The sequence below is a fragment of the Flavobacterium gyeonganense genome, assembly GCF_029625295.1.
GTDB lineage: Bacteria > Bacteroidota > Bacteroidia > Flavobacteriales > Flavobacteriaceae > Flavobacterium > Flavobacterium gyeonganense.
Window position 1 is genome coordinate 3609120 of record NZ_CP121112.1, and the last position, 26656, is coordinate 3635775.

At 34.6% G+C, this 26656-nt stretch carries 16 protein-coding genes and 2 pseudogenes; 13 read left to right on the forward strand and 5 right to left on the reverse strand.

The features are described 5' to 3' along the window. Window positions 1-93 precede the first annotated feature (93 nt). Window positions 94-1041: an ABC transporter ATP-binding protein gene (locus P5P89_RS15550; RefSeq protein WP_278012026.1), complete on the forward strand. Its 948-nt coding sequence runs from the start codon at window positions 94-96 to the stop codon at window positions 1039-1041. On the opposite strand, the gene P5P89_RS15555 is transcribed toward P5P89_RS15550, so the two are convergent. The 4 genes from P5P89_RS15555 to P5P89_RS15570 all read right to left on the reverse strand — a co-directional run bounded on the left by P5P89_RS15555 (window position 1038) and on the right by P5P89_RS15570 (window position 3874). Continuing rightward, window positions 1038-1322 (reverse strand): GNAT family N-acetyltransferase, encoded by a 285-nt coding sequence (locus P5P89_RS15555; RefSeq protein ID WP_278009154.1) that lies wholly within the window; start codon window positions 1320-1322, stop codon window positions 1038-1040. The genes P5P89_RS15550 and P5P89_RS15555 overlap by 4 nt on opposite strands. 5 nt (window positions 1323-1327) lie before the next feature. After that, complete coding sequence (locus P5P89_RS15560; RefSeq protein WP_278009155.1) at window positions 1328-1723, reverse strand: OsmC family protein; 396 nt, start codon at window positions 1721-1723, stop codon at window positions 1328-1330. A gap of 2 nt (window positions 1724-1725) precedes the next feature. Next, complete coding sequence (locus tag P5P89_RS15565) at window positions 1726-2607, reverse strand: pirin family protein (RefSeq protein WP_278009156.1); 882 nt, start codon at window positions 2605-2607, stop codon at window positions 1726-1728. Window positions 2608-2773: 166 nt separating this feature from the next. Further along, complete coding sequence (locus P5P89_RS15570; RefSeq protein ID WP_278009157.1) at window positions 2774-3874, reverse strand: DNA alkylation repair protein; 1101 nt, start codon at window positions 3872-3874, stop codon at window positions 2774-2776. A 223-nt stretch (window positions 3875-4097) separates the two neighbouring features. On the opposite strand from P5P89_RS15570, the gene nadC reads away from it, so the two are divergent. From nadC to priA, 5 genes and pseudogenes are all read left to right on the forward strand, one after another. Continuing rightward, window positions 4098-4955 carry a carboxylating nicotinate-nucleotide diphosphorylase gene (nadC, locus tag P5P89_RS15575; RefSeq protein WP_278009158.1) on the forward strand — a complete coding sequence of 286 codons (858 nt, stop codon included), beginning with the start codon at window positions 4098-4100 and terminating at the stop codon, window positions 4953-4955. Window positions 4956-5027: 72 nt separating this feature from the next. Further along, window positions 5028-5948, forward strand: a complete 921-nt coding sequence (locus P5P89_RS15580; protein ID WP_223683020.1) for a YihY/virulence factor BrkB family protein — start codon at window positions 5028-5030, stop codon at window positions 5946-5948. Window positions 5949-5952: 4 nt separating this feature from the next. Then, a pseudogene (locus P5P89_RS15585) lies at window positions 5953-6385 on the forward strand (DUF2147 domain-containing protein). A 9-nt stretch (window positions 6386-6394) separates the two neighbouring features. Beyond that, complete coding sequence (gene bla-B1-FLAV, locus P5P89_RS15590) at window positions 6395-7141, forward strand: subclass B1 metallo-beta-lactamase (protein WP_278009159.1); 747 nt, start codon at window positions 6395-6397, stop codon at window positions 7139-7141. 22 nt (window positions 7142-7163) lie between these two features. Next, complete coding sequence (gene priA / locus P5P89_RS15595) at window positions 7164-9614, forward strand: replication restart helicase PriA (RefSeq protein ID WP_278009160.1); 2451 nt, start codon at window positions 7164-7166, stop codon at window positions 9612-9614. A gap of 4 nt (window positions 9615-9618) precedes the next feature. On the opposite strand, the pseudogene P5P89_RS15600 reads toward priA, so the two are convergent. Then, window positions 9619-10315, reverse strand: a pseudogene (locus tag P5P89_RS15600) (LytR/AlgR family response regulator transcription factor). A 173-nt stretch (window positions 10316-10488) separates the two neighbouring features. Here P5P89_RS15600 and rpsF point away from each other — a divergent pair. The 7 genes from rpsF to P5P89_RS15635 all read left to right on the forward strand — a co-directional run bounded on the left by rpsF (window position 10489) and on the right by P5P89_RS15635 (window position 26652). Then, window positions 10489-10830 (forward strand): 30S ribosomal protein S6, encoded by a 342-nt coding sequence (rpsF, locus tag P5P89_RS15605; protein ID WP_007810575.1) that lies wholly within the window; start codon window positions 10489-10491, stop codon window positions 10828-10830. A 5-nt stretch (window positions 10831-10835) separates the two neighbouring features. Next, window positions 10836-11132, forward strand: coding sequence for a 30S ribosomal protein S18 (rpsR, locus tag P5P89_RS15610; protein WP_007138295.1), 297 nt, complete (start codon window positions 10836-10838; stop codon window positions 11130-11132). A 68-nt stretch (window positions 11133-11200) separates the two neighbouring features. Beyond that, window positions 11201-11641 (forward strand): 50S ribosomal protein L9, encoded by a 441-nt coding sequence (gene rplI, locus P5P89_RS15615; RefSeq protein ID WP_223683025.1) that lies wholly within the window; start codon window positions 11201-11203, stop codon window positions 11639-11641. A gap of 373 nt (window positions 11642-12014) precedes the next feature. Continuing rightward, window positions 12015-12728, forward strand: coding sequence for a hypothetical protein (locus P5P89_RS15620; RefSeq protein WP_278009161.1), 714 nt, complete (start codon window positions 12015-12017; stop codon window positions 12726-12728). 57 nt (window positions 12729-12785) lie between these two features. Then, window positions 12786-13259 (forward strand): DUF6495 family protein, encoded by a 474-nt coding sequence (locus P5P89_RS15625; protein ID WP_278009162.1) that lies wholly within the window; start codon window positions 12786-12788, stop codon window positions 13257-13259. 1077 nt (window positions 13260-14336) lie between these two features. Continuing rightward, the gene (locus P5P89_RS15630) at window positions 14337-25676 is read left to right on the forward strand and encodes an Ig-like domain-containing protein (RefSeq protein ID WP_278009163.1); all 11340 of its coding nucleotides are present in this window, start codon (window positions 14337-14339) and stop codon (window positions 25674-25676) included. A 43-nt stretch (window positions 25677-25719) separates the two neighbouring features. Further along, the gene (locus P5P89_RS15635; RefSeq protein ID WP_278009164.1) at window positions 25720-26652 is read left to right on the forward strand and encodes a PorP/SprF family type IX secretion system membrane protein; all 933 of its coding nucleotides are present in this window, start codon (window positions 25720-25722) and stop codon (window positions 26650-26652) included. Window positions 26653-26656: the final 4 nt, after the last annotated feature.

A 26656-nucleotide genomic window follows, 5' to 3' on the forward strand; every position in this document is an offset into this window, starting at 1 on the left:
ATAAAATTTATTAAAAGCTGTTTCTTAATTGAAGCAGCTTTTTTTTGCCTTTCGAAATTAAACATTGTAAATTTGAACTCTCAATTAGAACACATGCTTGACATTCAAAATATTTCATTTTCGTATACCGATAAACCCGTTATAAAAAACGTTTCTTTTAGCATAAATAAAGGTCAAAACATTGCTATTATTGGTGAAAGTGGCTGTGGAAAAAGTACGCTTTTAAAACTTATATATGGACTGTATGATCTGGATGAAGGAAAAATTTTTTACGAGGAGAAACCAGTTTTAGGTCCAAAATATAACTTAATACCTGGAATGCCTTACATGAAATATCTGGCACAGGATTTCGATTTATCACCTTATGAAACGGTAGCTGAAAACGTAGGGAAGTTTCTTTCTAATGGTTTTGCCAATATGAAAAAGCTGCGTGTTCAGGAGCTTTTGGAAATGGTTGAGATGGAGCAGTTTTCAAATGTTAAAGCAAAATTTTTAAGTGGCGGACAGCAGCAAAGAGTAGCATTAGTTCGTGTTTTGGCATTAGAACCTGAAGTAATTTTGCTTGATGAACCTTTTAGCCAGATTGATGCTTTTAGAAAAAATGCTTTACGCCGAAATTTGTTCCGGTATTTAAAGCAGAAAAAAATTACCTGTATTATTGCTACACATGACAGTACAGATGCTTTATCATTTGCCAATGAAGCTATTGTTATGCGTAATGGAGAAATTATCACCAAAGGAAATCCTGCAGAAATTTATACAAATCCATCTTCGAAATACGTAGCTTCTCTTTTTGGAGAAGTTAACGAGATTCCTACTCACTTATTACGACTTTCCGAAGATGAAACTGAAAAATTGTTAGTTTATCCGCATCAGTTAATTATGGTTGAGCATTCTGATTTGGAAGTTAAAGTAAGAAGAACCTATTTTAGAGGAAATCACTATTTGATTGAAACTGTTTACAAAAGACAATTGATATTTTTTGAGAACGAGTTTGATCTACCTCTTGAAATAACTATTTTCTTGGGGCTTAATACTTAACGGAATAATACATCATGAATATCTTCTGTTTTGTCAAAAACACTTTTTGCAAAAGGACAAAGCGGAATAATTTTCAGGCCATTATTTCTGGCGTAGTCTACAGCCGCCATAACTAGTTTTTTGCCAACACCTTTTCCGTTAAATTCTTCATTTACTTCAGTATGGTCAATGATGAATTTTGCATCTCCCGCCCAGGTATAGGTCATTTTTCCAGCTTGTTTGTCGTCTTCTATAGCTTCAAAATAGCCTCTTTTGATATCGTTTATTTGTTTAATTTCCATGATAATTAAATTATAGTTGTTTGTATGTTAATAGTGTTGGTAAGTGTTTTGTGAATTGGACACTTATCAGCAATTATATGCAGTTTTTGTCTTTGGCTTTCATCAATCTCTCCTGTTATTTCAATTTTCCGGGTGAATAAAGAAATATTTTGTTCGCTGTCTTTTTCTAAATCTACTTTGATATCTATTTCCGAAACATTCCATTGTTTTCTGTTGATATACATTCGTAAAGTGATTAAAGTACAGGAAGCTAAAGCAGAAGCCAAAAGTTCAGACGGACTAAAACCTAAATTTTTCCCTCCAGCTTCCTGTGGTTCGTCTGCGATTACAATATTTCCGCTGGCTGATGTTATTTCGGTGCGATACAATCGTGTATCTATTTTTGCTGATAATGTTTCCATAGTTATTTAATTATTGGTTCTGGTAATGGGACAAATTCCGTTTCTCCCGGAACTTTTGGGAAAGTCTGTGCTGTCCAGTCTTGTTTGGCTTTCTCGATAAGGTTTTTATCAGAAGATACGAAATTCCAAAAGATAAAATGTTCTTCAGGAAAAGGTTGTCCACCAAAAATATATACAGTTGAATTGGCTGCAATTTCAAATTCACAAAGCGTACTGTCATTTGTAATCAAAATTTGTTTTGGATCGTAAACGTGTCCACCGCTTGTAATGCTCCCTTCTAAAATATACAAACCACTTTCGCCGAATAAATCTTTTCCGATATTGATTTTTTGAGCTTCTTTGCTTTTAATTTCGATAAAATATAAAGGACTGTAAACAGGAACAGGAGATTTTTTTCCGAAAGCTTCACCGGCAATCAGTTTATATGAAATGCCATTTTCTTCCCAGGCAGGAATATCCTGAGCCTCAACGTGAGTGAAATTAGGATCCATCTGTTCCAGTTCTTTCGGAAGTGCCACCCAAATTTGCAATCCGTGAAGCATTTTGTCTGAATGTCTTAGATGTTCGGGAGTTCTCTCAGAATGAACAATACCTTTTCCTGCTGTCATCCAGTTTACGGCACCTGGTTTTATTTCTAATTCAGTTCCTAAACTATCGCGATGCATAATGCTTCCTTCAAACAAAAAAGTGAGTGTAGAAAGTCCAATATGCGGATGCGGCGGAACATCCATATTTTGGTATTGATTTAAATGAGCAGGTCCCATATGATCGATAAATACAAATGGTCCAACGGCTCTTTTTTCACGGAAAGGTAATAATCTGCCTACCATAAAATTGCCAATGTTGGCAGCACGTTCCTCGATAATTAAACTGATATTTGACATAGTTGATTTTATTTGAAAGCAAAATTACAGCAGTGGTACGAGTGTGTAACTTAATTTAGATTAAGAAAAGTTATTATAGATTTCTATTTATAAAAATAAGAAATAAAAGACATTGAACTATACAAATTGTAACAAATCAATTTATACTAAGTTGTGAAATGTGTTTTTAATTAATCAGTTCAAATTCTAAAACTTCACTCTCCGTTCCATTAATTATAATCGATAAGTGATGAATTCCAGTATGAAAAACACGGGTCGTAATTAGTTTAAAAGACTGGTTTCTTTCAATTTTTATTAGTTGGTTTGGTTGATAATTTTTTTCACTGATTTTAAACACTTTCTTTGCCAGATGTCCTTTTGCTTTTTTGTAATAAACCGCATATTCTAAACGAACAGTCTTAGCTTCTTCATTTTTGTTGTTTATTTCGAAATGAAATTGCAGATAATCTCCAATTTTTACAACAGGTGTTTTGATTTCTAAAGAAGAAAGTTCAATATTCATACTTTCTAAGCCGTAATGACTTAAAATTTCAGGATGTCCTTGTTTCAATAAAGTTCGGCAACCATGTTTGATGATTCCATCAGTTTCTCTACTATGATTTTTCCATCTTGAAGCGATTTGAAGTACGATTCCCGGATTATCTTTTGCAATATCGTTCAAATTATTGGCAACACTTCTGCGAACATATTCTGAAGGATCATTTTTTAAATTTTCTAAAATAGGAAGAATAGAAGTTGGATCTTTTTTCAGAAAATGAATTGCCATTGCCCATGGTAATCTTGGTCGTGAACCTTCACTTGCTAATCGGCGTACATGGGGATTGTCATGTAGAGACCATTTTATCATTTCGTCAATCATTTTTTCTTTATATTTTAAAATAAAAGGACGAACAGCAAATTCGCAGCTTATAAACTTTGTTATGGAAACGAAAGCTTTTACTGAAGTTTCAAAATCATCTAAACCGTTCATTTCGACATAATCTGCAAAAAAAATAAAAGCAAGATTGCCATCGGTAAAACTGTTTTTCTTTAGGTTTTCGATTATTTTGTCAATTAGAGCAACTGCTTCGGGGAAATTTTCAGGCATAAACTGATGTAGAACAACTGTTGTATGCTTCATTCGGTCTTTCCATTCTTTTTGAGTAAAGTTACCTTCGTAAATGGTATCGATGAATCTCTGTTTGTGAAATGAAGGATGTACTTCGGCGACAGCCTGACTAAATTTTTCGTAAAAAGAAACGGAGTATATGTCTTTAATTAATCCCATGAGTTTTATTTGAATGAAGCTCAAAGATATTTAATGTAGTGGAACAAAAAATAAAAATGTTTAAATCTTAAAGATTAAGTTTTATTTAGAAAAAACTTTATTTACCCAATATATTAATGCTTAATGAAAGAGATAATAAAGATGTTATTTAACTTTTCGAGGTAAAGGAACTTTTAAATCCCCAAAATAAGTCCTATTTTAGCATCTTATAAAATTTAAGAAAATGATTAGCGAAGCACAATTTCAAACTGAATTACAACTATTGATAAGTAATGCAATTCGGGAAGATGTAGGTCCGGGAGATTTTAGTTCATTGGCATGTATTCCTGATACTGCAAACGGACAAGCTAAATTATTGGTAAAGGATCAGGGTATAATTGCCGGAGTCGAACTAGCTAAAATGATATTTCAATATGTTGATCCAAAATTGAAAGTTAAAACTTTTATTGAAGACGGTTCTCACGTTGAATATGGTGAAGTTGTTTTTGAAGTTTCAGGAAGTTCACAAGCAATTTTGAAGGCTGAAAGAGTGATTTTGAACACCATGCAGCGCATGTCTGCTATTGCTACCAAAACAAATCATTTGATGCAGCTTTTGGAAGGAACTGATGCTAAAATATTAGATACACGCAAAACAACTCCCAATTTCAGAGTGGCCGAAAAATGGGCAGTAAAAATCGGCGGCGGAGAAAATCATCGTTTTGCTTTGTATGATATGATAATGTTAAAAGATAATCATATTGATTTTGCAGGAGGAATTACATTAGCAATAAATAAAACAAAAGAATATTTGAAAGCTAATAATCTGGATTTAAAGATTATTGTTGAGGCCAGAAATCTGGATGAAATCCGTGAAATCTTATTGAGCGACGGAGTTCACAGAATTTTAATTGATAACTTTAATTATGAAGATACGAAAACGGCCGTAGCATTGATTGGTAATAAATGCCAGACAGAATCTTCAGGCAACATCAGCGAAAAAACGATTCGGGAATATGGACTTTGCGGTGTAAATTATATTTCATCAGGTGCTTTGACACACTCAGTTTATAATATGGACCTTAGTTTAAAAGCTTTCTAGAAACAAATTATCGTAGTACACATTAGAGTTTGTAATCTAAGATTTATACTCAGCTAACTAAAACTATAATACATGTCGCAGGAAATAGGAGATCGACTTGAGAAAATGCCAGTAGTACGTTTTTTAGTTCGATTTTTAAAGAATATAAAATTACCATGGTTAGAAGGTTTTTCGTTATATGATTTACTCGAAATGTATATTTTGGGTATTCTTGAGGGGGCTTTTTCGTACCATGCCAGTGCCGTATCGTTTAGTTTCTTTATGGCTTTATTTCCTTTTGCACTATTCATCCTCAATTTAATTCCCTATATTCCAATTGAAGGATTTCAGAATGATTTTCTGCAATTTGTGCAACAGGGAGTCCCGCCAAATACTTACGATGCTATTAGTAAAATAATAAGTGATATTTTAAATAATAGTCACTCAGGCTTATTGTCATCGGGATTTTTGCTTTCAATTTTTTTGATGGCAAATGGTATTAACGGTATTCTTAGCGGTTTCGAATCGTCTAAGCATGTTTTTGATAAGCGCGGCTTTTTTAGTCAATATTTAGTAGCAATTGCGATTTCACTTGTAATGACGATTATATTATTTGTAACTGTTGCTACAATTGTTGTTTTTGAGGTGTTCATTCAAAAAACGATGATTCAGGATGTGCTGAGCGACCGAATTCCTTTGATTATTTTAGGAAGATATTTATTTGTCATGCTGATGATTTTGATAACAACTTCAATATTATTGCGTTACGGAACCAGACAATATAATAAGGTGCCTTTTATTAGTATCGGTTCGGTTTTTACAACAGTATTAATTGTTATATCTTCGTTCTTTTTTGGGATTTGGGTTATAAAATTTTCAAAATACAACGAACTTTATGGTTCTATTGGCACATTATTAATTCTAATGTTTTATATTTGGATAAACTGTATGATACTGTTGCTGGGGTTTGAACTCAATGCTTCGATTAGGAAATTAAGACAAAAAAATAAATAGGATTATGAAAAATTTGATATTAGCCATTGGTGTTTTTTTTCTAACGTTAAATACTGTTCAGGCGCAAAGTGTGGTTGGGAAATGGAAAACAATTGATGATGAAACTGGTGAAGCAAAATCAATAGTAGAGATTTATGAAAAATCCGGAAAAATCTACGGAAAAGTTGTAGATATACTACGTGCTGATCATAAAAAAGATGTATGCACAAAGTGTGATGGAGCCGAAAAAAAATAAGCCTATTTTAGGTATGATAATTATTAACGGACTTAAAAAAGACGGGGCTGAGTATAATGGAGGAACAATTTTAGATCCAACAAATGGAAAAAAATACAAGTGCTATATTACTCTCGATTCTGCTGATAAATTAAAACTACGTGGTTATATTGGGATTTCTATTGTAGGAAGAACACAATACTGGGCACGAGTTAAAAATTAATTTAATAAAATGCGAAATTTAGCATCCATAATTTTATTCTTAGCAGCACTATTTGATAGCTCGGGGCAATCTAAGAATTCACCATTACAAATAAGTCATCTTACAGGTGACTTTTATGTTTATAAGACATTCCATGATTACAAAGGAACACCGGTTTCTGCAAATGCTATGTATCTTGTGACAGATAAAGGTGTTGTTTTGTTTGATGCGCCCTGGGATGAAAAGCAGTATAAGCCTTTATTGGATAGTATAAAAGCAAGGCATAATAAAGATGTAGTAATGTATTTCGCAACACATTCTCATGAAGATCGGGCAGGAGGTTTGAATTTTTACAGAGAAAAAGGAATTAAAACTTATACCATAAAAGCGACAGATCAAATTCTTAAGCATGATAACAAAAAAAGAGCCGAATTTATAATTCCGAATGATACTACTTTTACAGTCGGGCAACATACTTTTGAAATTTATTACCCTGGAAAAGGACACGCTCCGGATAACATTATAGTTTGGTTTGATAAAGAGAAAGTACTTTATGGAGGCTGTTTTGTTAAAAGTACAAAAGCAAAAGATTTAGGCTACCTGGGTGATGCAGATGTGAAAGAATGGGAAAAATCAATCCAAAAGGTACAAGCGAAATTTAAGAATCCAGTTTATATTATCTCAGGTCATGATGATTGGACGAATATAGAATCTCTGAAACATACTTTGAATATCGTCCGGAAATATAATGCGGTACAAACTTGGGGTAAAAAATAATTCATCAATTTAAAATAATTACATGTTTTTTGTCGAAGTTGTTTTACCGCTTTCTTTAGCTAAAACCTTTACGTATCGTATTTCTGAAGCTGAATTCCATTTTATTAAAAAAGGAATGAGGGTAGCAGTACCTTTTGGTAAAAGCAAAATTTACACAGCATTGGTTATTGATCTGCACCAAAATGAACCTGGCTTGTATGAAGCCAAAGAAATCCATCAGATATTAGACGAAAAGCCAATTGCAACCGAAATACAGATTAAACACTGGCTTTGGATAGCAAACTATTATATGTGTGGAATTGGAGATGTGTATCGAGGGGCGTTTCCTGTCGGGTTATTGCTGGAAAGTGAAACGATTATTTCACATAAACCAAATGTTACAGTAAAGGATAGTGAACTTTCCGATGATGAATTTTTGATTTATAAAGCTTTACACCATCAAAGTTCACTTAAGGTTCAGGATATCATTTCAATTCTGAATAAGAAAAATATACTTCCGGTTCTTCAAAAAATGATTTCAAAAGATATTATTGTTTTAGAAGAAGAAATAAAAAAAAGTTATAAGCCAAAATTGGTTCGCTATGTAAAACTGCATTCGAAATATGAATCGGACAGTGGTTTAAATGAATTGTTAGAAATACTGAAAAATGCCAATAAACAAAAAGAAATTGTTTTAGCATATTTTCAAATTAGTGCTTCAGAAAAAAAGCCTATTACAGTAAAGAAATTGACAGAGGTCTCAAATTCGACATCTACAGTTGTAAAAGCATTAATTGAAAAAGAAATTTTTGAAGAATATTATTTACAGCATGACAGAGTTTCTTTTGAAGGAAGTGTCTCAGAGAAACAATTATTGTTAAGCAAAGCTCAGGATACAGCTTTAACTGAAATTAAAAATAGCTTATCAGAAAAAGAGGTTTGTCTGCTTCATGGTGTTACTTCAAGCGGCAAAACAGAAATATATATTAAGTTAATTGAGGAATATTTAGAAACAGGAAAACAAGTTTTATATCTTTTACCTGAAATTGCACTTACGACACAATTAGTTTCTCGTTTGCGACTTCATTTTGGGGATAAAGTAGCTGTTTTTCATTCTAAATACAGTAATAATGAAAGAGTAGAAGTATGGAGACAGACACTCGAAAACTCAGAAAAGGCTCAAATTGTAATAGGGGCGAGGTCAGCTTTGTTTTTGCCTTTTAATAATCTTGGTTTGTTGATTGTTGATGAAGAGCATGAACAGACTTTTAAGCAGACTGATCCGGCTCCTAGATATCATGCGCGTGATTCGGCAATTGTTTTAGCTAATTTTCATGGTGCAAAAGTACTTTTAGGATCTGCAACTCCAAGTATTGAGACTTATTTTAATACTCAAATTGAAAAATTTGGTTTGGTTACGATTACGGAACGTTATAATAATGTCCGAATGCCGGAAGTTGTTTTGGTAGATTTAAAAGACAAGCATTTTAGGAAAAGAATGACAGGGCACTTTAGCGACCTTCTGATTGAAGAAATTGCTGAAGCATTGTCTTTAGGAGAACAAGTGATTTTGTTTCAAAACAGGAGAGGCTATTCTCCTGTAATAGAATGCTTAACCTGTGGTCATGTGCCGCATTGCCAGCAATGCAATGTAAGTTTGACTTATCATAAAAATAAAAATCAACTGCGCTGTCATTACTGTGGTTATTCAATTGCAAAACCAACGCATTGTCATAGTTGTTCCAGTATTGACTTGACTACAAAAGGTTTTGGAACAGAGCAAATAGAACAAGAATTGCTCTCTCTTTTTCCGAAAGCCAAAACAGGAAGGATGGATCAGGATACAACTCGCGGAAAATTTGGTTTTGAAAAAATCATAGATACTTTTAAAAATAGAGAAATAGATATTCTAGTTGGTACCCAAATGCTCGCCAAAGGACTGGATTTTGATAATGTAAGTCTGGTCGGAATTATGAATGCCGATAATATGCTGCATCATCCTGATTTCAGGGCTTTTGAACGTAGTTTTCAGATGATGACACAAGTTGCAGGAAGAGCCGGAAGATCTGAAAAACAAGGAAAAGTGGTGATTCAGACTTATAATCCAAATCATAATACAATTCAGCAGGTTACCATGCATAATTATGCAGGTATGTATAAGGAACAATTGTATGACAGGAAAATCTATAAATACCCTCCTTATTTTAGAATTATAAAACTGACTTTAAAGCACCGTGATTTTGATAAATTAAAAGAAGGTACGATGTGGATGTATCAGGTTTTAAGCCAAAATTTGAATATGCCTGTATTGGGGCCTGAAGAACCGGCAATTAACAGGATAAGAAACGAATATATCAGAACAATTTTGATTAAAATTCCTCACAATGTTCCTTTAGGAGCAACAAAAAAAACTATTCAGAAAATCTTGAATAGTTTTGAGGCAGTTCCGCAATACAGAGCTATAAAGGTAGTTGTAAATGTAGATTATTACTAATTATTTACGGCGTTGACAACGCTCTTACTAAATCTTCTTTTTTGTTTCGGCTAAGTGGAATCTTAGTGATGCCAATTTCTGCAAATTTGCTGTTGAAGCGTTCCACTTTATCAATGTTAATAATACTATGATTTATGAACACGGATAAATTTTTCTTTTGATAAATCATTCTCAAAAGATTTCATTGTTGACAATACCAAATTGCTGTCATCTTCAGTAACAACCCTTACGTAATCTCCAAATGCTTCAATCCATTTGATTTTTGATGTGAAAATTTTAAGTTTCTTAAGGTTGCTTTTGATAAAAATGTGTTCGCCTTCTTCTTCCTTTACTTCTTTTTTAAGTATATGCATGTCGATTGCCCTCTTCACAGAAGCATTAAAACGCTCAACGGCTATAGGTTTTTGAAGATAATCTGTTGCATCATAGTCAAAAGCCTTCAATGCATATTCAGCTTTAGAAGTAATAAATATAATCTGAGGTTTTGATTTTAAACCATCAAGAAAGTCAAAGCCGTTAATAACAGGCATTTCAATATCCAGAAATATTAAATCGATATTGTTTAAAGACATACAACTTTTTGCCTCGATTGCATTAGAAAAATCACCAATAAGGTGTAAGCCAGGATGATTGTTGACTAATTTTGCAATAATTGCCCTCTGTATAGAACTATCATCTACAACAACACAGTTTAGTTTCATAAGAGTTAGATTTAATAAATTCAAGTTTACAATAGTAAATGTATTATTTTTTTGGAAAAAAACTAAGATGGATGCCTGTTTTTTGCATTTCAACGAATAAAAGAAAAAAATGTTGGTTATTAAAATATAATGGTTACTTTTGCACCCAATTTTAACAAATAAATATTGTATTTATGAATCATTATGAAACTGTTTTCATTTTAAATCCCGTTTTATCTGAAGTTCAGGTAAAGGAAACAGTAACGAAATTTGAAGAATTTCTTACTAGTAGAGGAGCTGAAATGGTATCGAAAGAGGATTGGGGCCTTAAAAAAATGGCTTACGAAATCCAAAACAAAAAAAGTGGTTTTTATCACTTATTCGAATTCAAAGTAGCTGGAGAAGTTCTGATTGCTTTTGAAACTGAATTCAGACGTGACGAAAGAGTTATGCGTTTTCTGACTGTAAGTCTTGATAAACATGCTATTTCATGGGCTGAAAGAAGAAGAGCTAAACTTAAATCTACAAAAGCTTAATTATTATGGCAACATTACAACAATCTGCTTCAGGGAAAAAAGACGGAGATATCAGATATCTAACGCCTTTAAACATAGAAACTAACAAAACTAAAAAGTATTGTCGTTTCAAAAAATCAGGAATCAAATATATCGATTATAAAGATGCTGATTTCTTATTGAAATTCGTTAATGAGCAAGGAAAAATTCTTCCTCGTCGTTTAACAGGAACTTCATTAAAATACCAAAGAAAAGTTTCTGTAGCTGTAAAAAGAGCTCGTCACTTAGCTTTAATGCCATACGTGGCCGATTTATTAAAATAGTATAAAAAACTCTAGTCGCTGGTTTCTGTAAAGCAGAACCTAACTTCTAAAATTATAAGGACAACAACATGGAAATTATTTTAAAACAAGACGTGCAAAATTTAGGGTTTAAAGATGATGTAGTATCTGTAAAACCTGGTTATGGTCGTAACTTTTTGATTCCTCAGGGTTTTGCTACTTTAGCGACTCCTTCAGCTAAAAAAGTTTTAGCTGAAAACCTAAAACAAAGAGCACACAAGGAAGCTAAAGTTGTTGCTGATGCAAAAGCGTTAGCTGAAACTTTAAAATCTCTTGAAATTAAACTTACTGCTAAAGCTGGTGGAGAGAAACTTTTTGGTTCTATCACAAACATCGATATTGCAGAAGCTTTAGAGAAATCAGGTAATGCTATTGATAGAAAATTCATCACTAGTGGTATCGTAAAACGTACTGGGAAATACTCGGCAAGCATCCGTTTACACAGAGATGTTATTGTTGATTTACCATACGAAATTGTTGCTGAAAAGTAATAGTTTATATATAAAATTAAAATCCCGTTTTCATTCTAAAAAAATGAATTCGGGATTTTTTTTATATTTATATTTTAGAAATGTTTAATATGACTAAAGCAAATAAAATTGAGGTATTGAATATAATTTTGATTCTAATATCTTTGCTTCTGTCTCTAATGCTGCCATTTGAACTTTTTCTTTTTTCTTACGCGGTTTTAGGGCCATTACATTACCTGACTGAAATTAATTGGCTACATCAAAAGAATTATTTTATTCAGGATAGAAAATATATCTCGATTTTAATGGTGATTACTGCAATGATCACTTTTCTTATGCTTTTTAAATATTTAAAAATAGAAGCTTTTTTTCTAGTTATTTAAATAGCTGTTTCGTGTTGTTATTTGGTGTTTTGATTGTTTCTAGTTTAATATTTTCCATTGGATTGGTATTTTTTAAAGGATCTAAAAAGATTTTTCTTGTCTTTATTTTCGCTTTTACATTTGGGTTATTGTTTCTTGAAATTTCACCCTTTTATTTTTTTATTGTAAGTATCTTTTTACCAACGATTATTCATGTTTATTTTTTTACGCTGTTATTTATTATTCTTGGAACTTTAAAAAATCGTTCTGTTTATGGTGTAACTACAATTGTTTTTTTTATTTTGATTCCTCTGTTTATTTCGTATAATCCCTTTTTATCTGTATTTGATACATCTGAATTAGTGAAAGATATGTTTTTAGAGACTGGTTTTAAAAGTATTATTGTTTCTTTAAATCAAATTTTAAATAATATTTCAATTTCATACTTTGACTTTAATTCTGTTGTAATTATAAAAATCCAAACATTTATTGCTTTTTCATATACCTATCATTATTTGAATTGGTTTTCTAAAACATCAATAATTGGATGGTGTAGTGGCATTTCTAAGCCTTATTTAGTGTCAATTTTGATTTTATGGCTAACATCAGTGATTTTGTATGTTTATAGTTATAAGATTGGTGTTGTAGTTTTGTATTTCTTAAGTATGCTTCATGTTATTGTTGAATTTCCATTAAATGTTATTTCAATAAGAGAAGTCTTTTTCTTAAGAAAGTCATCTCATTAACTTTTAAAAGTATAAATTTGCAAGCTTAAAAAAAAGTCAGCGTTTTATATTTAGAAAATGAAATATATTAGATTAACAAAAGAACAATTTGAGGAATTACATGCAGAATTTACCAGCTTTTTAGCTGCACAGGCTATTGATAAAGCGGAGTGGGATTCTTTAAAATTAAATAAGCCGGAAGTTGCCGAACAGGAATTGGATGTTTTTTCGGATTTAATTTGGGAAGGCGTTTTGTCAAGAGCAGAATTTTTAGAACATTTTTCTAAAAATCATATATTTTTATTTCAGTGTTTCGAAACTTATGTGCAATCTATTGTATTGAAATCTTTGGTTGTTGAAATTGATTTCCTGACTAAAGATGGTTTGCAATGGTTAAGTGATAATATGTTTACAGATGCGATAGAAATGAAAACGGGAAAGAAAAATTTTACTGAAGATCGAAACTCTTCGATTTTTGAGTTGATAAAACAAGGCGCTTTTTTAAGTGATGGACAGTTATTTAAACAAATTAATTCAATTTTAGAATTATAGTGCTTTTTGTCTTGATATTTAGATAGTTAGTTATTTTTTGTTTTTTTTTGAGCTTTTCTAATATTTTTAACTTTTGTTCAATCTTTTTTTTATTTTACTACCCGTATTTTTACCTGCTTCTTGTAACTTTCTGCAATTTTAGGGTTAATTTTTTATTAAGCGAATAAATTTACTTAAAACGAAAAAAAAGCCCTTAAAAGTAGGTTTTTTCTTTTTAATAAATTGATTTAAAGCAGAATAAGTGTTTTTTTAATCTTTTTTTTAAAATTAATTTTGCTTTAAAAAACCTAGTATTTATAACGTTTTGTACTACTTTTTGTGAATTTATTTTTTTTGATTTTAAAAAAAATAAGAATTTTACACTTGTTTGGTAGGGATTTTTTTTTTAATTTTAGATTATGAAGATTAAACAAAAGTTTCGTTTGTTGGAATTCTAGCTATATTTATTTCAAAATAAGAAACTACTTTTTATGAATAATGTAAAGTTTTATAATAACATACTAAATAGTTGCTTATGGACTTAATATTTACCCTTTTTATCAAATTTGTATACGTTAGTAGTATTGTTTTGGTATTTTTAAACTTAATGAAGGTTAGATTCATCCAGAAATCAAAATTTTTCAATGAATTTAAAAACTACTTCAGCATTTTATTTTTGATACCTTATCCCAATTGATTATTTAATTAATTTTTTATACATAAGAATATATCGTATCCAATTTTTGAAAATCTAATATTTCTTAAAATGGTTTTTTATGAAAAGAGTAATCAACTTTTGTAAATGTCAAATTCTACGATACATTAAATATTAAATCAGAGTTTTTCTTAACTCAAATTCCTCTAAACAAATCACTCCATTTTGAAGCTTCATGCTTCTGAAATTTAAGACTTTTTAATTAATTGATTAAAAACGCTCTTTTATTACATTGTTATTTTTTTAAATTTTTTGATTAAGCTCAATTTGTGTGAATTTGGGCTGGATTGTTAACTGATTGATTTTTAATTTTTTAAAACTGCATAAGATGATTTTCTTACTGCAACAGGGTTTATATTGTCCATTTTCTAATCTTCCAAGTTATGAAAAAAAAATTACAAATTATTAATCTCAACTATCAGAAGGGATTATTAGGAGCATTGTTTTTTTTGCTTTTATTTTCAAATTCTTTTGCTCAAAATGTATGCAGACCAATTTCGCAAACTAATAGTACAGGAGGTCTTTTGTGTGCAGGTATGAGTGTAACTGATCCAAATGATGCATTTGATACAAGTATGAGTACTTTTGCTACAATAAGCAATGTGCTTGGTTTAGCTTGTTTTGCACAAGAAACATTAACCTTTAATCAAACTGCGAAGGCTGGAGATCAAATTGTAATTTATTTTGGAACTGGTGGAGGTTTGCTGAATTTAAGCCTTTTATCAAATGTGACCATTCAGGCAAAGCTTTCCGGAGCAGATGTTGCTGCCCCAGTTCCATTAAATAACGGATTATTAAATCTTGAATTATTACCCGGAAATCAAATAGCTGTAATACGATATACATTGCCGGGTGATACAAATCAGGTAAGAATTCAGGTAGGTGGACTTGTTAGTGCATTGGTAAATTTGAGAGTATATGATGTGAGGCTGGATTTTGCAAAGCCAACTGTTACTAATGGTTTGATTCAGACTGTTTGCTCAGGCAGTTCTTTAAATTTATCAGCTACTCCGGCATCCGGTACTACTCTGGCATGGTTTAGTTCGGCAACTTCTACCACTCCATTAGTATCAGGAAATAATTTTACAACACCAAATTTAACTGCTGACACAACCTACTATCTTGGGGTTACGAGAGCTGCAGTGTGTGAAGGAAGCGAAAGAGTTCCTGTACAAATTAATGTTTCAAATCCGATAGCGCCGGTAATAAGCACTTCAGGAACTTCTATATGTTCTTCGGGAGCAACACAGCCGACTTTACTTTCCGTAATAAATCCAATACCTGGAACCACATATAATTGGTATAATGTAGCATCAAGCGGAGTATCTTTAGCTTCGGGAATTACTTATTCCCCAACTGTTCCTTTGGGAACTACAAGTTTTTATGTTGAGGCTGTGATAGGAAGTTGTTCGAGTCCTGCAAGAACTCAGGTTGATGTGATTTCGACAGCCATACCTGCTGTTCCAACAGTTTTAACTCAAAGTGTAACGATTCAGTCTGGTCAAAATGCTACTTTGAATGCTACTACTTCAGAGTCAGGAGTTACATTAAATTGGTATGACGTTGCCAGTGGTGGATCGGCAATTGCAATTAATTCACCAACATTTACGACACCGGTTTTAACATCTTCAAAAACATATTATGTTGAAAGCCAAAGTGCAGCAGGGAGTTGTTTTAGCGCAAGAGTTCCGGTAGTTGTTAATGTTCAGCCAACAGCTTTGGGAGGCTGTTTAGGAGCTGGTAGCCAACAAACAAATCAAAATGGATTATGTTTATTATGTGGTGTAACTAACCCAAATAATTCTGTTGATGGGAATTCTGCAACCGCAACAAGACTTACAGTTCCTGTGGGATTAATAAACGGATGGATTCAGCAGACATTACAATTTAATAATCCGGGAAGAGCCGGAGATATTGTTGATGTTGAATTGGAATTACCAGGCGGACTTGCTGATGTTGCTCTTTTGGGTGCTGTTAGTTTGGCAACTTATAATGGATCAACTTATAATAATGACAGGGTTTTAATTAATAATTCCCTGATAACGTTGCAATTATTGTCAGGAAATCGTTTTAAAGCAAGTTTACAAGCCGGAGCTGCTTTTGATCGAGTTGAAATTCGATTAGGAGGCTTAGCAACAGTATTGACTAGTGTAGATATTTATCAGGCAACTTACAGATATAAATCTCCAACAGGTTTAACTAACAGAACTATTTGTAGTGGACAAACTACAACTATAGCTGCTAATATAGGGGTTGGAGAAACTATTAATTGGTTCGATGTAGCAGTTGGAGGTGCTTCTTTGGCAAGTACTACATCTTTTACAACTCCTGCTTTGACGGTTCCAACTACTTATTATGTAGAAATTACCAGAAATGGGTGTGTTAACAATGAGCGTTTTCCTGTAGTGATATCAATTAATAACCCTATAGCACCTGTTGTTGATGCAGCAGGTACAACAATTTGCAGCGGTCAGACTACTACATTAAATATTCAGGGACCTGTTGTAGGGACTGTTTACAAATGGTATGACGCAGTTTCAGCCGGAAATTTAGTGTTTACGGGGACTTCTTTTACAACGTCAAATTTAACTGTCAATACTAACTATTTCGTAGAAGCAGAAATTGGAAGTTGTTTGAGTGCAGCACGTACCCAAGTTGCGGTGACTGTAAATCCGTTACCCGCAGCACCAATTTCGGCATCATCAAATGTTGTTATTCCGTCTGGGCAGAGTGTCGCATTACAGGTATCGAGTCCGGATTCAAATGTTACATTTGACTGGTATGATGTGCCAGTTAACGGAAGTGCTTTGGCAACAGGAACCAACATCTACACGACACCAGCTTTAACAGTAAGTAAAACCTATTATGTTGCAGCCAGAGGAATTACATCAGGTTGTTTAAGCAGTGCAAGAACGGCTATTAATGTTTTGATAAATAATTCGGCTAGTAGTTGTTTACAGGCTAATTCACAAGTCACAACTTTAGATCCTGGTTTGTTATGTGTTTTATGTAGTTTCACCAATCCTGGAGGATCTGTTGATACCAATGTAAATACATTTGCAAGACTTTCTACAGTGGCAGGTATAGCCGGGGCTTATGTTGAACAAGTTTTGACTTTGCCTACGACCGGTCAGACAGGAGATGTTATAGAGGTTGAACTGGCATTACCAGGAGGATTAGCTGATGTGTCATTATTAGGAGGTGTTAGTTTAGCCACTTATAACGGAGCCACTTATAATAATGACAGGCAGTTTCTTACGAATAGTTTATTAAGCTTACAATTATTATCAGGTGATAGATTTAAAGCAAGTTTTGTTGCTACAGCAGCATTTAATAAAGTTGAAATACGATTAGGAGGAGCGGTAACTTTATTAACAAATTTAGATATTTATGGCGCTTCCTATAGATTTAAAGATGCTGTAGTTACAGGGGCGACATTACCAATTTGTAGTGGACAAACTACCAGTTTAGCTGCCAGTTCCAATATAGCTGGAGAAACATTTAAATGGTATGATTCAGCAAGTGGAGGAGTGGAACTTTCTGTAATAGCTACCTACACCACACCAGCTTTAACAGCAACAACAACTTATTATGTAGAAGCTACCCGTGATGGAACTTGCGTTAACAGCGTTCGTCAGCCTGTTACGGTAACTGTATCACCATTTGCAACTGCAGCAGATGTGACAATTAATACTCCAGTAGAGGCTTCCTGTACAGGAAGTGTTGTATTATCTCCAACATCAGCTTTAGTTGGAGCGCAATTTAGATATTATACAGATCAAAATAAATCACAGGAAATCATAACCGGATCAACAGTTGTTGCGCAACCGGGAGTAACTTTTTCGAAAAATCCAACAACAGGAGCATTAACCATTAATGGTTTAAGTTCTGCTGTGCCATCATATAATTATTATGTGTCTGTTGTTAATGCAGTTACTTGCGAAAATGTTATTAATACATTGAAACAAGTAACAGTTAATTCTCCATCTGTTACGCCTTTAACCGTAACTGGTACAACTTTAGAAGGCTGTGGAACTGTGAATTTGGCTGATGCCATAACAGGTTTTGATACAACCGGAAGTACAACTTATACTTTCTATGACCCTTCAGACAATATTTTACCTGCAGCAGCTGCAGCTAATATAAATACAAGCGGTGTTTACTCAATTCAGGCTCAAGGTAACGGTGTTACATGTCCATCCGGTAAGTTATCGGTAACTGTTTCTGTTAACCCGTTACCAAGTTTGGTTGTTGCAACACCTTTCTTGTCAGTAAATACAGGGACAAATGTTCTATTAAATGCGACATCAAACGGAACATTAGCATGGTTTAATCCTCAGGGAAATCCTTTAACGGGACCAGTATTTACAACAGGAGTTTTAAATACTCCGGGAGTATATACTTATACAGTAGTTGCTACCAGTGCACTTAATTGTTCTGCTTCAGCAACAATTACTATTAATGTTATAGATCCAAATAGTTGTCAGTTATTGACAGAAAGAGTTTATGCTACCGGACAAAGTTCAGGTTCAATTGTAACTGGTGGAGTAGCTAATCCAACAAATGCTATTGATGGAAATACGCAAACTTATTCAACAATAACAACAGGCGTTGGACTTTTAGGAATTGGTACTACGTGGCAAAATTTGACATGGCCGACAAATATAGTAAAAGGAACTCCGGTTACTGTTAAGTTGGGAGCTGAATATAGTTTATTAGCTGTTGCTCAAGGTTTATCAGTGGTAGGGACTAAAAGTGGAGTGCCTATTGGAACAATGCTCCCTGTATCAGGATCACTATTAAATTTATTACCGGGAGACAAATCATATGAGTTTACTTTTGTTCCGGCAAATTCATCCGGGCCACAAGATTATGACGGAATTAGAATACTATCAGGGGCACTTTTGAGTGTTATTCAAAACACAAAAGTGTTCGATGCTTATTGTACGAAAAAAGTTTCAACAATAACCTGTACTCCGGGTGATGTTCAGGATGTATTGTATGGAGCAACAGATTTAGGAATAGGCGCGTTGACTTCTACCGTTGGAGTTAGTGATGCATGGAATGTAGCTGATAATGATATTTCTACTTTTGCAACAATGTATAGTGGGGCTGGAGTTTTGGCTGCAGCCGATTTAACAGTTGCATTTAAAACACCATCGATTGTTAGTGATACATTAAGAATTGTGGTTTCTAAACCAGGAGCTCTTTTAGATGTTAATTTACTTACAGGGTTTAGTATTCAGCGTTATTTAGGAAATGTGGCCGTTGGAGCTCCAATTCAAAACAATAGTACTTTATTAAGTATTAGAGTATTGCCAGGGAATACAATGTCAATGGTACTTGTGTCTTCACTACCAGAAGCATATGACCGTATAAGAATCCGCTTTGGCGGTGTTGCAGGAGTTTTAGATTTTCTTAGAGTTCATACGGTTGAACGAGTGGCAAATACGAAAGTAATTGGAAGCGATCCTGATAACAAAATAACGGTTTGTCCGGGAACAGATGTTACACTTCAGATTCCAACAGAAGCTTGTTCAAATTATATATGGTACGATTCACCAACAGGTGGTTCTGTTGTTGCTAATGGAATTACTTTCACAGTTCCTGCTACATTAGCAGCCGGAATTTATAAATATTATGTACAGCCGGTAAGATATGGTTGTGAAGCTTTATCAAGAGGAGAAGTTACTATTGAAGTCAGAGCTTCAAGTCCTGAAAATGCTTTAACAAACATTACTCTTAATGGAGGAGTAGATATTTCAATTTGTTCTCCAACAGGAACAGTGACTTTAAATACAAGTCTAAGCGGAACTCCGTTATTAACAAATCCAATTTATTATTGGTATAATTTTGACGGAACCACAAGTCAGTTGATTCCGGGCGAAATAACTTCTCAGTTAATTAGAAATGGATTGACTCCAGGGACTTATACTTATTTTGTTGGAGTTAGTTCAGATGAGTTTTGTGAAACAGCAGCAGCAGACAGAAAACAAGTTACCTTTACAATATTACCACCATCATTTCAGAATGATATTTTAGTTGATGATGCAGCAGTTTGCCATAATGTTCCGGCAACTTTAACACCTACGAGTACATTGTCAAATCCGGTATTTTATTGGTATTTTGATGCGAATAAAACACAGCCTATAACAAATGGAACTGTAAGTAGCGTAACTTATGCCATAAGTTCTACAGGAGTTTTAACAGTGACAGGTTTAACACGTGCTGTAAGTCCGATTACGTATTATGTTGGAGTTTCAAGTGATACATCTTGTGAAAATATTGCAGGTACACTTCAAACTGCCACAGTAATTATAAATGATCCTGATGCACCAACCACAACAGACACTACACAGGAATTCTGTTTGGTTAATGCACCAACGGTTGCCAATATTCAGGTAAATGAAGCTAATGTTATCTGGTACAATTCATTGACCAGTACCACAGCCATTGCACCAACAACCGCTTTAGCAAATGGAATTTACTACGGAGCTATTTTAGATCCTGTAACGAATTGTGAAAGTTCAGTTCGTCTGGCAGTAACCATTACTATAAATGACCCGGGTACGCCAACTACAACAGACACTACACAGGAATTCTGTTTAGTAAATGCACCAACGGTTGCCAATATTCAGGTAAACGAATCCAATGTTATCTGGTATAATTCATTGACCAGTATCACAGCCATTGCACCAACAACCGCTTTAGCAAATGGAATTTATTACGGGGCTATTTTAGATCCGGTAACAAATTGTGAAAGTGCAGTTAGATTACAAGTTACAGCCACAATAAATAACCCAGGTACTCCAACTACAACAGACACTACACAGGATTTCTGTTTAGTAAATGCACCAACAGTTGCCAATATTCAGGTAAATCAGGCTAATGTTATCTGGTACAATTCATTGACCAGTACAACAGCCATTGCACCAGCAACAGCGTTGGCAAACGGAATTTATTACGGAGCTATTTTAGATCCTGTAACCAATTGTGAAAGCGCTGTTCGTTTAGCAGTAACCATTACCATAAACGACCCGGGCACTCCAACTACAACAGATGCTACTCAGGAGTTCTGTTTGGTTAGTGCTCCAACAGTTGCCAATATTCAGGTAAATCAGGCTAATGTTGTTTGGTACAATTCATTGACCAGTACAACAGCCATTGCACCAGCAACAGCGTTGGCAAACGGAATTTACTACGGAGCTATTTTAGATCCTGTAACCAATTGTGAAAGTTCAGTTCGTTTAGCAGTAACCATTACCATAAACGACCCAGGCACTCCAACCACAACAGATGCGACACAGTATTTCTGTTTAGTAAATGCACCAACAGTTGCTAATATCCAGGTAAACGAAGCTAATGTTATCTGGTACAATTCATTGACCAGTACAACAGCCATTGCACCAGTAACAGCGTTGGCAAACGGAATTTACTATGGAGCTATTTTGGACCCTGTAACCAATTGTGAAAGTGCCGTAAGATTAGTAGTTACAGTTACGGTTTCTAATCCATTAACACCAACCACAACAGACAATACACAGGATTTCTGTTTAGTAAATGCACCAACAGTTGCTAATATCCAGGTAAACGAAGCTAATGTCGTTTGGTACAATTCATTGACCAGTACAACAGCCATTGCACCAGCAACAGCTTTGGCAAACGGAATTTATTACGGAGCAATTTTAGACCCTGTAACGAATTGTCAAAGTGCCATAAGATTACAAGTGACTGTTACGGTAACTAATCCAGCTACACCAACTACAACAGACAATACACAGGATTTCTGTTTAGTAAATGCACCAACAGTTGCCAATATTCAGGTAAACGAAACTAATGTCGTTTGGTACAATTCATTGACCAGTACAACAGCCATTGCACCAGCAACAGCGTTGGCCAACGGAATTTACTACGGAGCTATTTTAGATCCTGTAACCAATTGTGAAAGTTCAGTTCGTCTGGCAGTAACCATTACCATAAACGACCCAGGCACTCCAACCACAACAGATGCGACCCAGGATTTCTGTTTAGTAAATGCACCAACAGTTGCTAATATCCAGGTAAACGAAGCTAATGTTATCTGGTACAATTCATTGACCAGTACAACAGCCATTGCACCAGCAACAGCGTTGGCCAACGGAATTTACTACGGAGCTATTTTAGATCCTGTAACCAATTGTGAAAGTTCAGTTCGTCTGGCAGTAACCATTACCATAAACGACGCGGGCACTCCAACTACAACAGATGCTACTCAGGAGTTCTGTTTGGTTAGTGCTCCAACAGTTGCCAATATTCAGGTAAATCAGGCTAATGTTGTCTGGTACAATTCATTGACCAGTACAACAGCTATTGCACCAGCAACAGCGTTGGCAAACGGAATTTACTACGGAGCTATTTTAGATCCTGTAACGAATTGTGAAAGTTCAGTTCGTCTGGCAGTAACCATTACTATAAATGACCCGGGTACGCCAACTACAACAGATGCTACTCAGGAGTTCTGTTTGGTTAGTGCTCCAACAGTTGCCAATATTCAGGTAAATCAGGCTAATGTTATCTGGTACAATTCATTGACCAGTACCACAGCCATTGCACCAACAACAGCTTTGGCAAACGGAATTTACTACGGAGCTATTTTAGATCCTGTAACCAATTGTGAAAGTTCAGTTCGTCTGGCAGTAACCATTACCATAAACGACCCAGGCACTCCAACCACAACAGATGCGACCCAGGATTTCTGTTTAGTAAATGCACCAACAGTTGCTAATATCCAGGTAAATCAGGCTAATGTTATCTGGTACAATTCATTAACAAGTACAACAGCCATTGCACCAGCAACGGCTTTGACAAACGGAATTTACTATGGAGCTATTTTGGACCCTGTAACCAATTGTGAAAGTGCCGTAAGATTAGTAGTTACAGTTACGGTTTCTAATCCATTAACACCAACCACAACAGACAATACACAGGATTTCTGTTTAGTAAATGCTCCAACAGTTGCCAATATTCAGGTAAATCAGGCTAATGTTGTCTGGTACAATTCATTGACCAGTACAACAGCCATTGCACCAGCAACAGCGTTGGCAAACGGAATTTACTACGGAGCTATTTTAGATCCTGTAACCAATTGTGAAAGTTCAGTTCGTCTGGCAGTAACCATTACCATAAACGACCCGGGTACACCAACCACAACAGATGCGACACAGGATTTCTGTTTAGTAAATGCACCAACAGTTGCTAATATCCAGATAAACGAAGCTAATGTTATCTGGTACAATTCATTTACCAGTACAACAGCCATTGCACCAGCAACCGCTTTGGCCAACGGAATTTACTACGGAGCTATTTTAGATCCTGTAACCAATTGTGAAAGCGCTGTTCGTTTAGCAGTAACCATTACCATAAACGACCCGGGCACTCCAACTACAACAGATGCGACACAGGATTTCTGTTTAGTAAATGCACCAACAGTTGCTAATATCCAGGTAAACGAAGCTAATGTTATCTGGTACAATTCATTGACCAGTACAACAGCTATTGCACCAGCAACAGCGTTGGCCAACGGAATTTACTACGGAGCTATTTTGGACCCTGTAACCAATTGTGAAAGTGCCGTAAGATTAGTAGTTACAGTTACGGTTTCTAATCCATTAACACCAACCACAACAGACACTACACAGGATTTCTGTTTAGTAAATGCACCAACAGTTGCTAATATCCAGGTAAACGAAGCTAATGTTGTCTGGTACAATTCATTGACCAGTACAACAGCCATTGCACCAGCAACCGCTTTAGCAAATGGAATTTATTACGGGGCTATTTTAGATCCGGTAACTAATTGTGAAAGTTCGGTAAGATTACAAGTTACTATTACAATAAATGATCCGGGAACACCAACCACAACAGATACTACACAGGATTTCTGTTCAGTAAATGCTCCAACAGTTGCCAATATTCAGGTAAACGAATCCAATGTAGTTTGGTATAATTCATTGACCAGTACAACAGCCATTGCACCAACAACAGCTTTGGCAAACGGAATTTATTACGGAGCAATTTTAGACCCTGTAACGAATTGTCAAAGTGCCATAAGATTACAAGTGACTGTTACGGTAACTAATCCAGCTACACCAACTACAACAGACAATACACAGGATTTCTGTTTAGTAAATGCACCAACAGTTGCCAATATTCAGGTAAATGAGGCTAATGTAGTTTGGTATGGTACGCTAACAAGTACAACAGCACTTGCGCCAACAACAGCTTTAGTAAATGGAATTTACTATGGAGCAATTTTGAATCCGATGACGGGTTGCGAAAGTAGTACAAGATTGCAGGTAAGTGTAACGATTAATAATCCAACTGCAACCCCAACTACGAATTCAGCTACTCAAAACTTCTGTTCATCAAATGCACCAACAGTTGCTAATATTCAGGTAAATGAAGCGAATGTAGTTTGGTACAGTAATCCAGCGGGTGGTACACCATTACCGGCAATAACACCTTTAGCTACAGGCTTATATTATGGTGCTATTTCAAGCCCAATTGGATGTGAAAATGCTGTACGATTAGTAGTTACAGTAAATGTAAATACTCCTGGTGTAGTTACTACAACAAGTACAGCGCAAAGATTTTGCCTGTCAAAAGCACCAACAGTTGCTAATATTCAGGTAAATGAACCAAATGTAATTTGGTACAGCACACAGACTGGAGGAACACCTTTAGCAGCTAATACGCCGCTTACAGCTACAACTTATTATGCTACATTACTTAGCAATATAACAAATGGCTGTGCAAATGCGACACGTTTAGCAATAACAGTTAGTTTTGAAAATGATGCCCTGTATCCAATCATTTCAACAGATGATACACCATGTGTTTTCCAAGGAGTAACGTATTCTGTAGCTAACGGAAAATCAAATTATGTTTGGTCTGTTACTAACGGAACCATAACTTCCGGAGGAGGGGCTGCTGATGGATCTGTAACAGTTTCATGGACAGATATCGGTGCAGGAACAGTTACGGTAACTTACATAAATACATGTGATGAAACGACTACAAAAACATTAAATGTTACAGTAGCGACATGTTCAGATCTTACCATAACGAATACAGTTAGTAATCCTACTCCTAATTTTGGTGAAGAAATAGTCTTTACAATAACAGTAAACAATGTTGGTCAGGGAACTATTCTTAATACACTGGTAAGTGATATATTGCCAAGTGGATATGAATTTGTATCGTCTTCTGCATCAGCTGGAGTATATGATGCTTCTCAGATATGGACAATCCCAACTTTAAATCCGGGAGAAAGCGAAACTCTTGAAATTAGAGTGATAGTATTACCGAATGGGAACTATGTAAACGTTGCAACTATCGAAATCTCGACTCCTTTGGATGTTGATCCAACAAACAATACGGCTTCAGCTTCGGTATCACCAATTTGTTTAACGGTTTATAATGAGTTCACGCCAAATAATGACGGATCAAATGACCTTTTCAGAATTGACTGTATCGAATCATATCCAAATAATGAACTAAAAGTCTTTAACAGATATGGCGCTTTGGTATATAGTAAAAGAGGGTATCAAAATGATTGGGACGGAACAGCTAATGTATCGGGAGTTATAAATAGAGGAGATATGCTGCCAACCGGTACTTATTTTTATGTGATAGACATTGGAGACGGAAAAATTAAAAAAGGATGGTTATCCATAATGAGATAAAGCCTATTTAATCGTCAATTAATTAAACTAAATAAGTATCGTTATGAAACTATATATAAAATCATTAGAAACGTATTTAATCTTAATATGTTCTATAATCACATTTAGTGCAAATGCACAACAAGATCCTCAGTATACACAATATATGTACAATACTATGGCGGTAAATCCGGCTTATGCCGGGTCTACCGGTACTGTAGAAGCTACACTTTTGCATCGTTCACAGTGGGTTGGTATTTCAGGTGCTCCGGAAACACAATCATTTTCTATTCATGCACCGCTTAGAAATGAAAAAGTAGGCCTGGGTTTAAGTGTTGTTAATGATAAAATTGGCCCTTCAAGCGAGTTGTATCTTGATGGGAACTTTTCATATTCCCTTGCATTAGGTTATGAAAAAAGACTGGCCTTTGGTTTGAAAGCCGGTATGAGAATGTTAAATATCGACTGGACTAAAGGAAGGTACTACGATCCTAATGATGTTTTGTTGAATCAAAATATTGACAACCAGATGAAATTAGCGGTTGGGGCAGGGGTATATTATTATACTGACAAATGGTATTTAGGATTTTCAATTCCAAGCTTTATCGAAAACGATTATTATGATGATGTTCAGGAATCTATAAACTATGATCGTTTACATTATTTTTTAATGGGAGGTTATGTATTTGATTTGAATCCGAATTTAAAATTCAAACCGGCGTTTTTAGTAAAAGCAGTGAGCGGAGCTCCACTTACAACTGATGTTTCTGCAAACTTTATGCTTTATGAAAAATTTGTTATAGGTGGGTCTTATCGTACAGATGATTCTGTAAGTATTCTGGCAGGTTTTCAGATATCACAAAGCTTTTATGTCGGATATGCTTTTGATTATACTACAAGTCAATTGAATAAGTATAATGATGGTACGCATGAATTTATTCTGAAATACCAGTTTAATAAAAATCAAAGCAAAATCAAATCTCCAAGATTCTTCTAAAAAT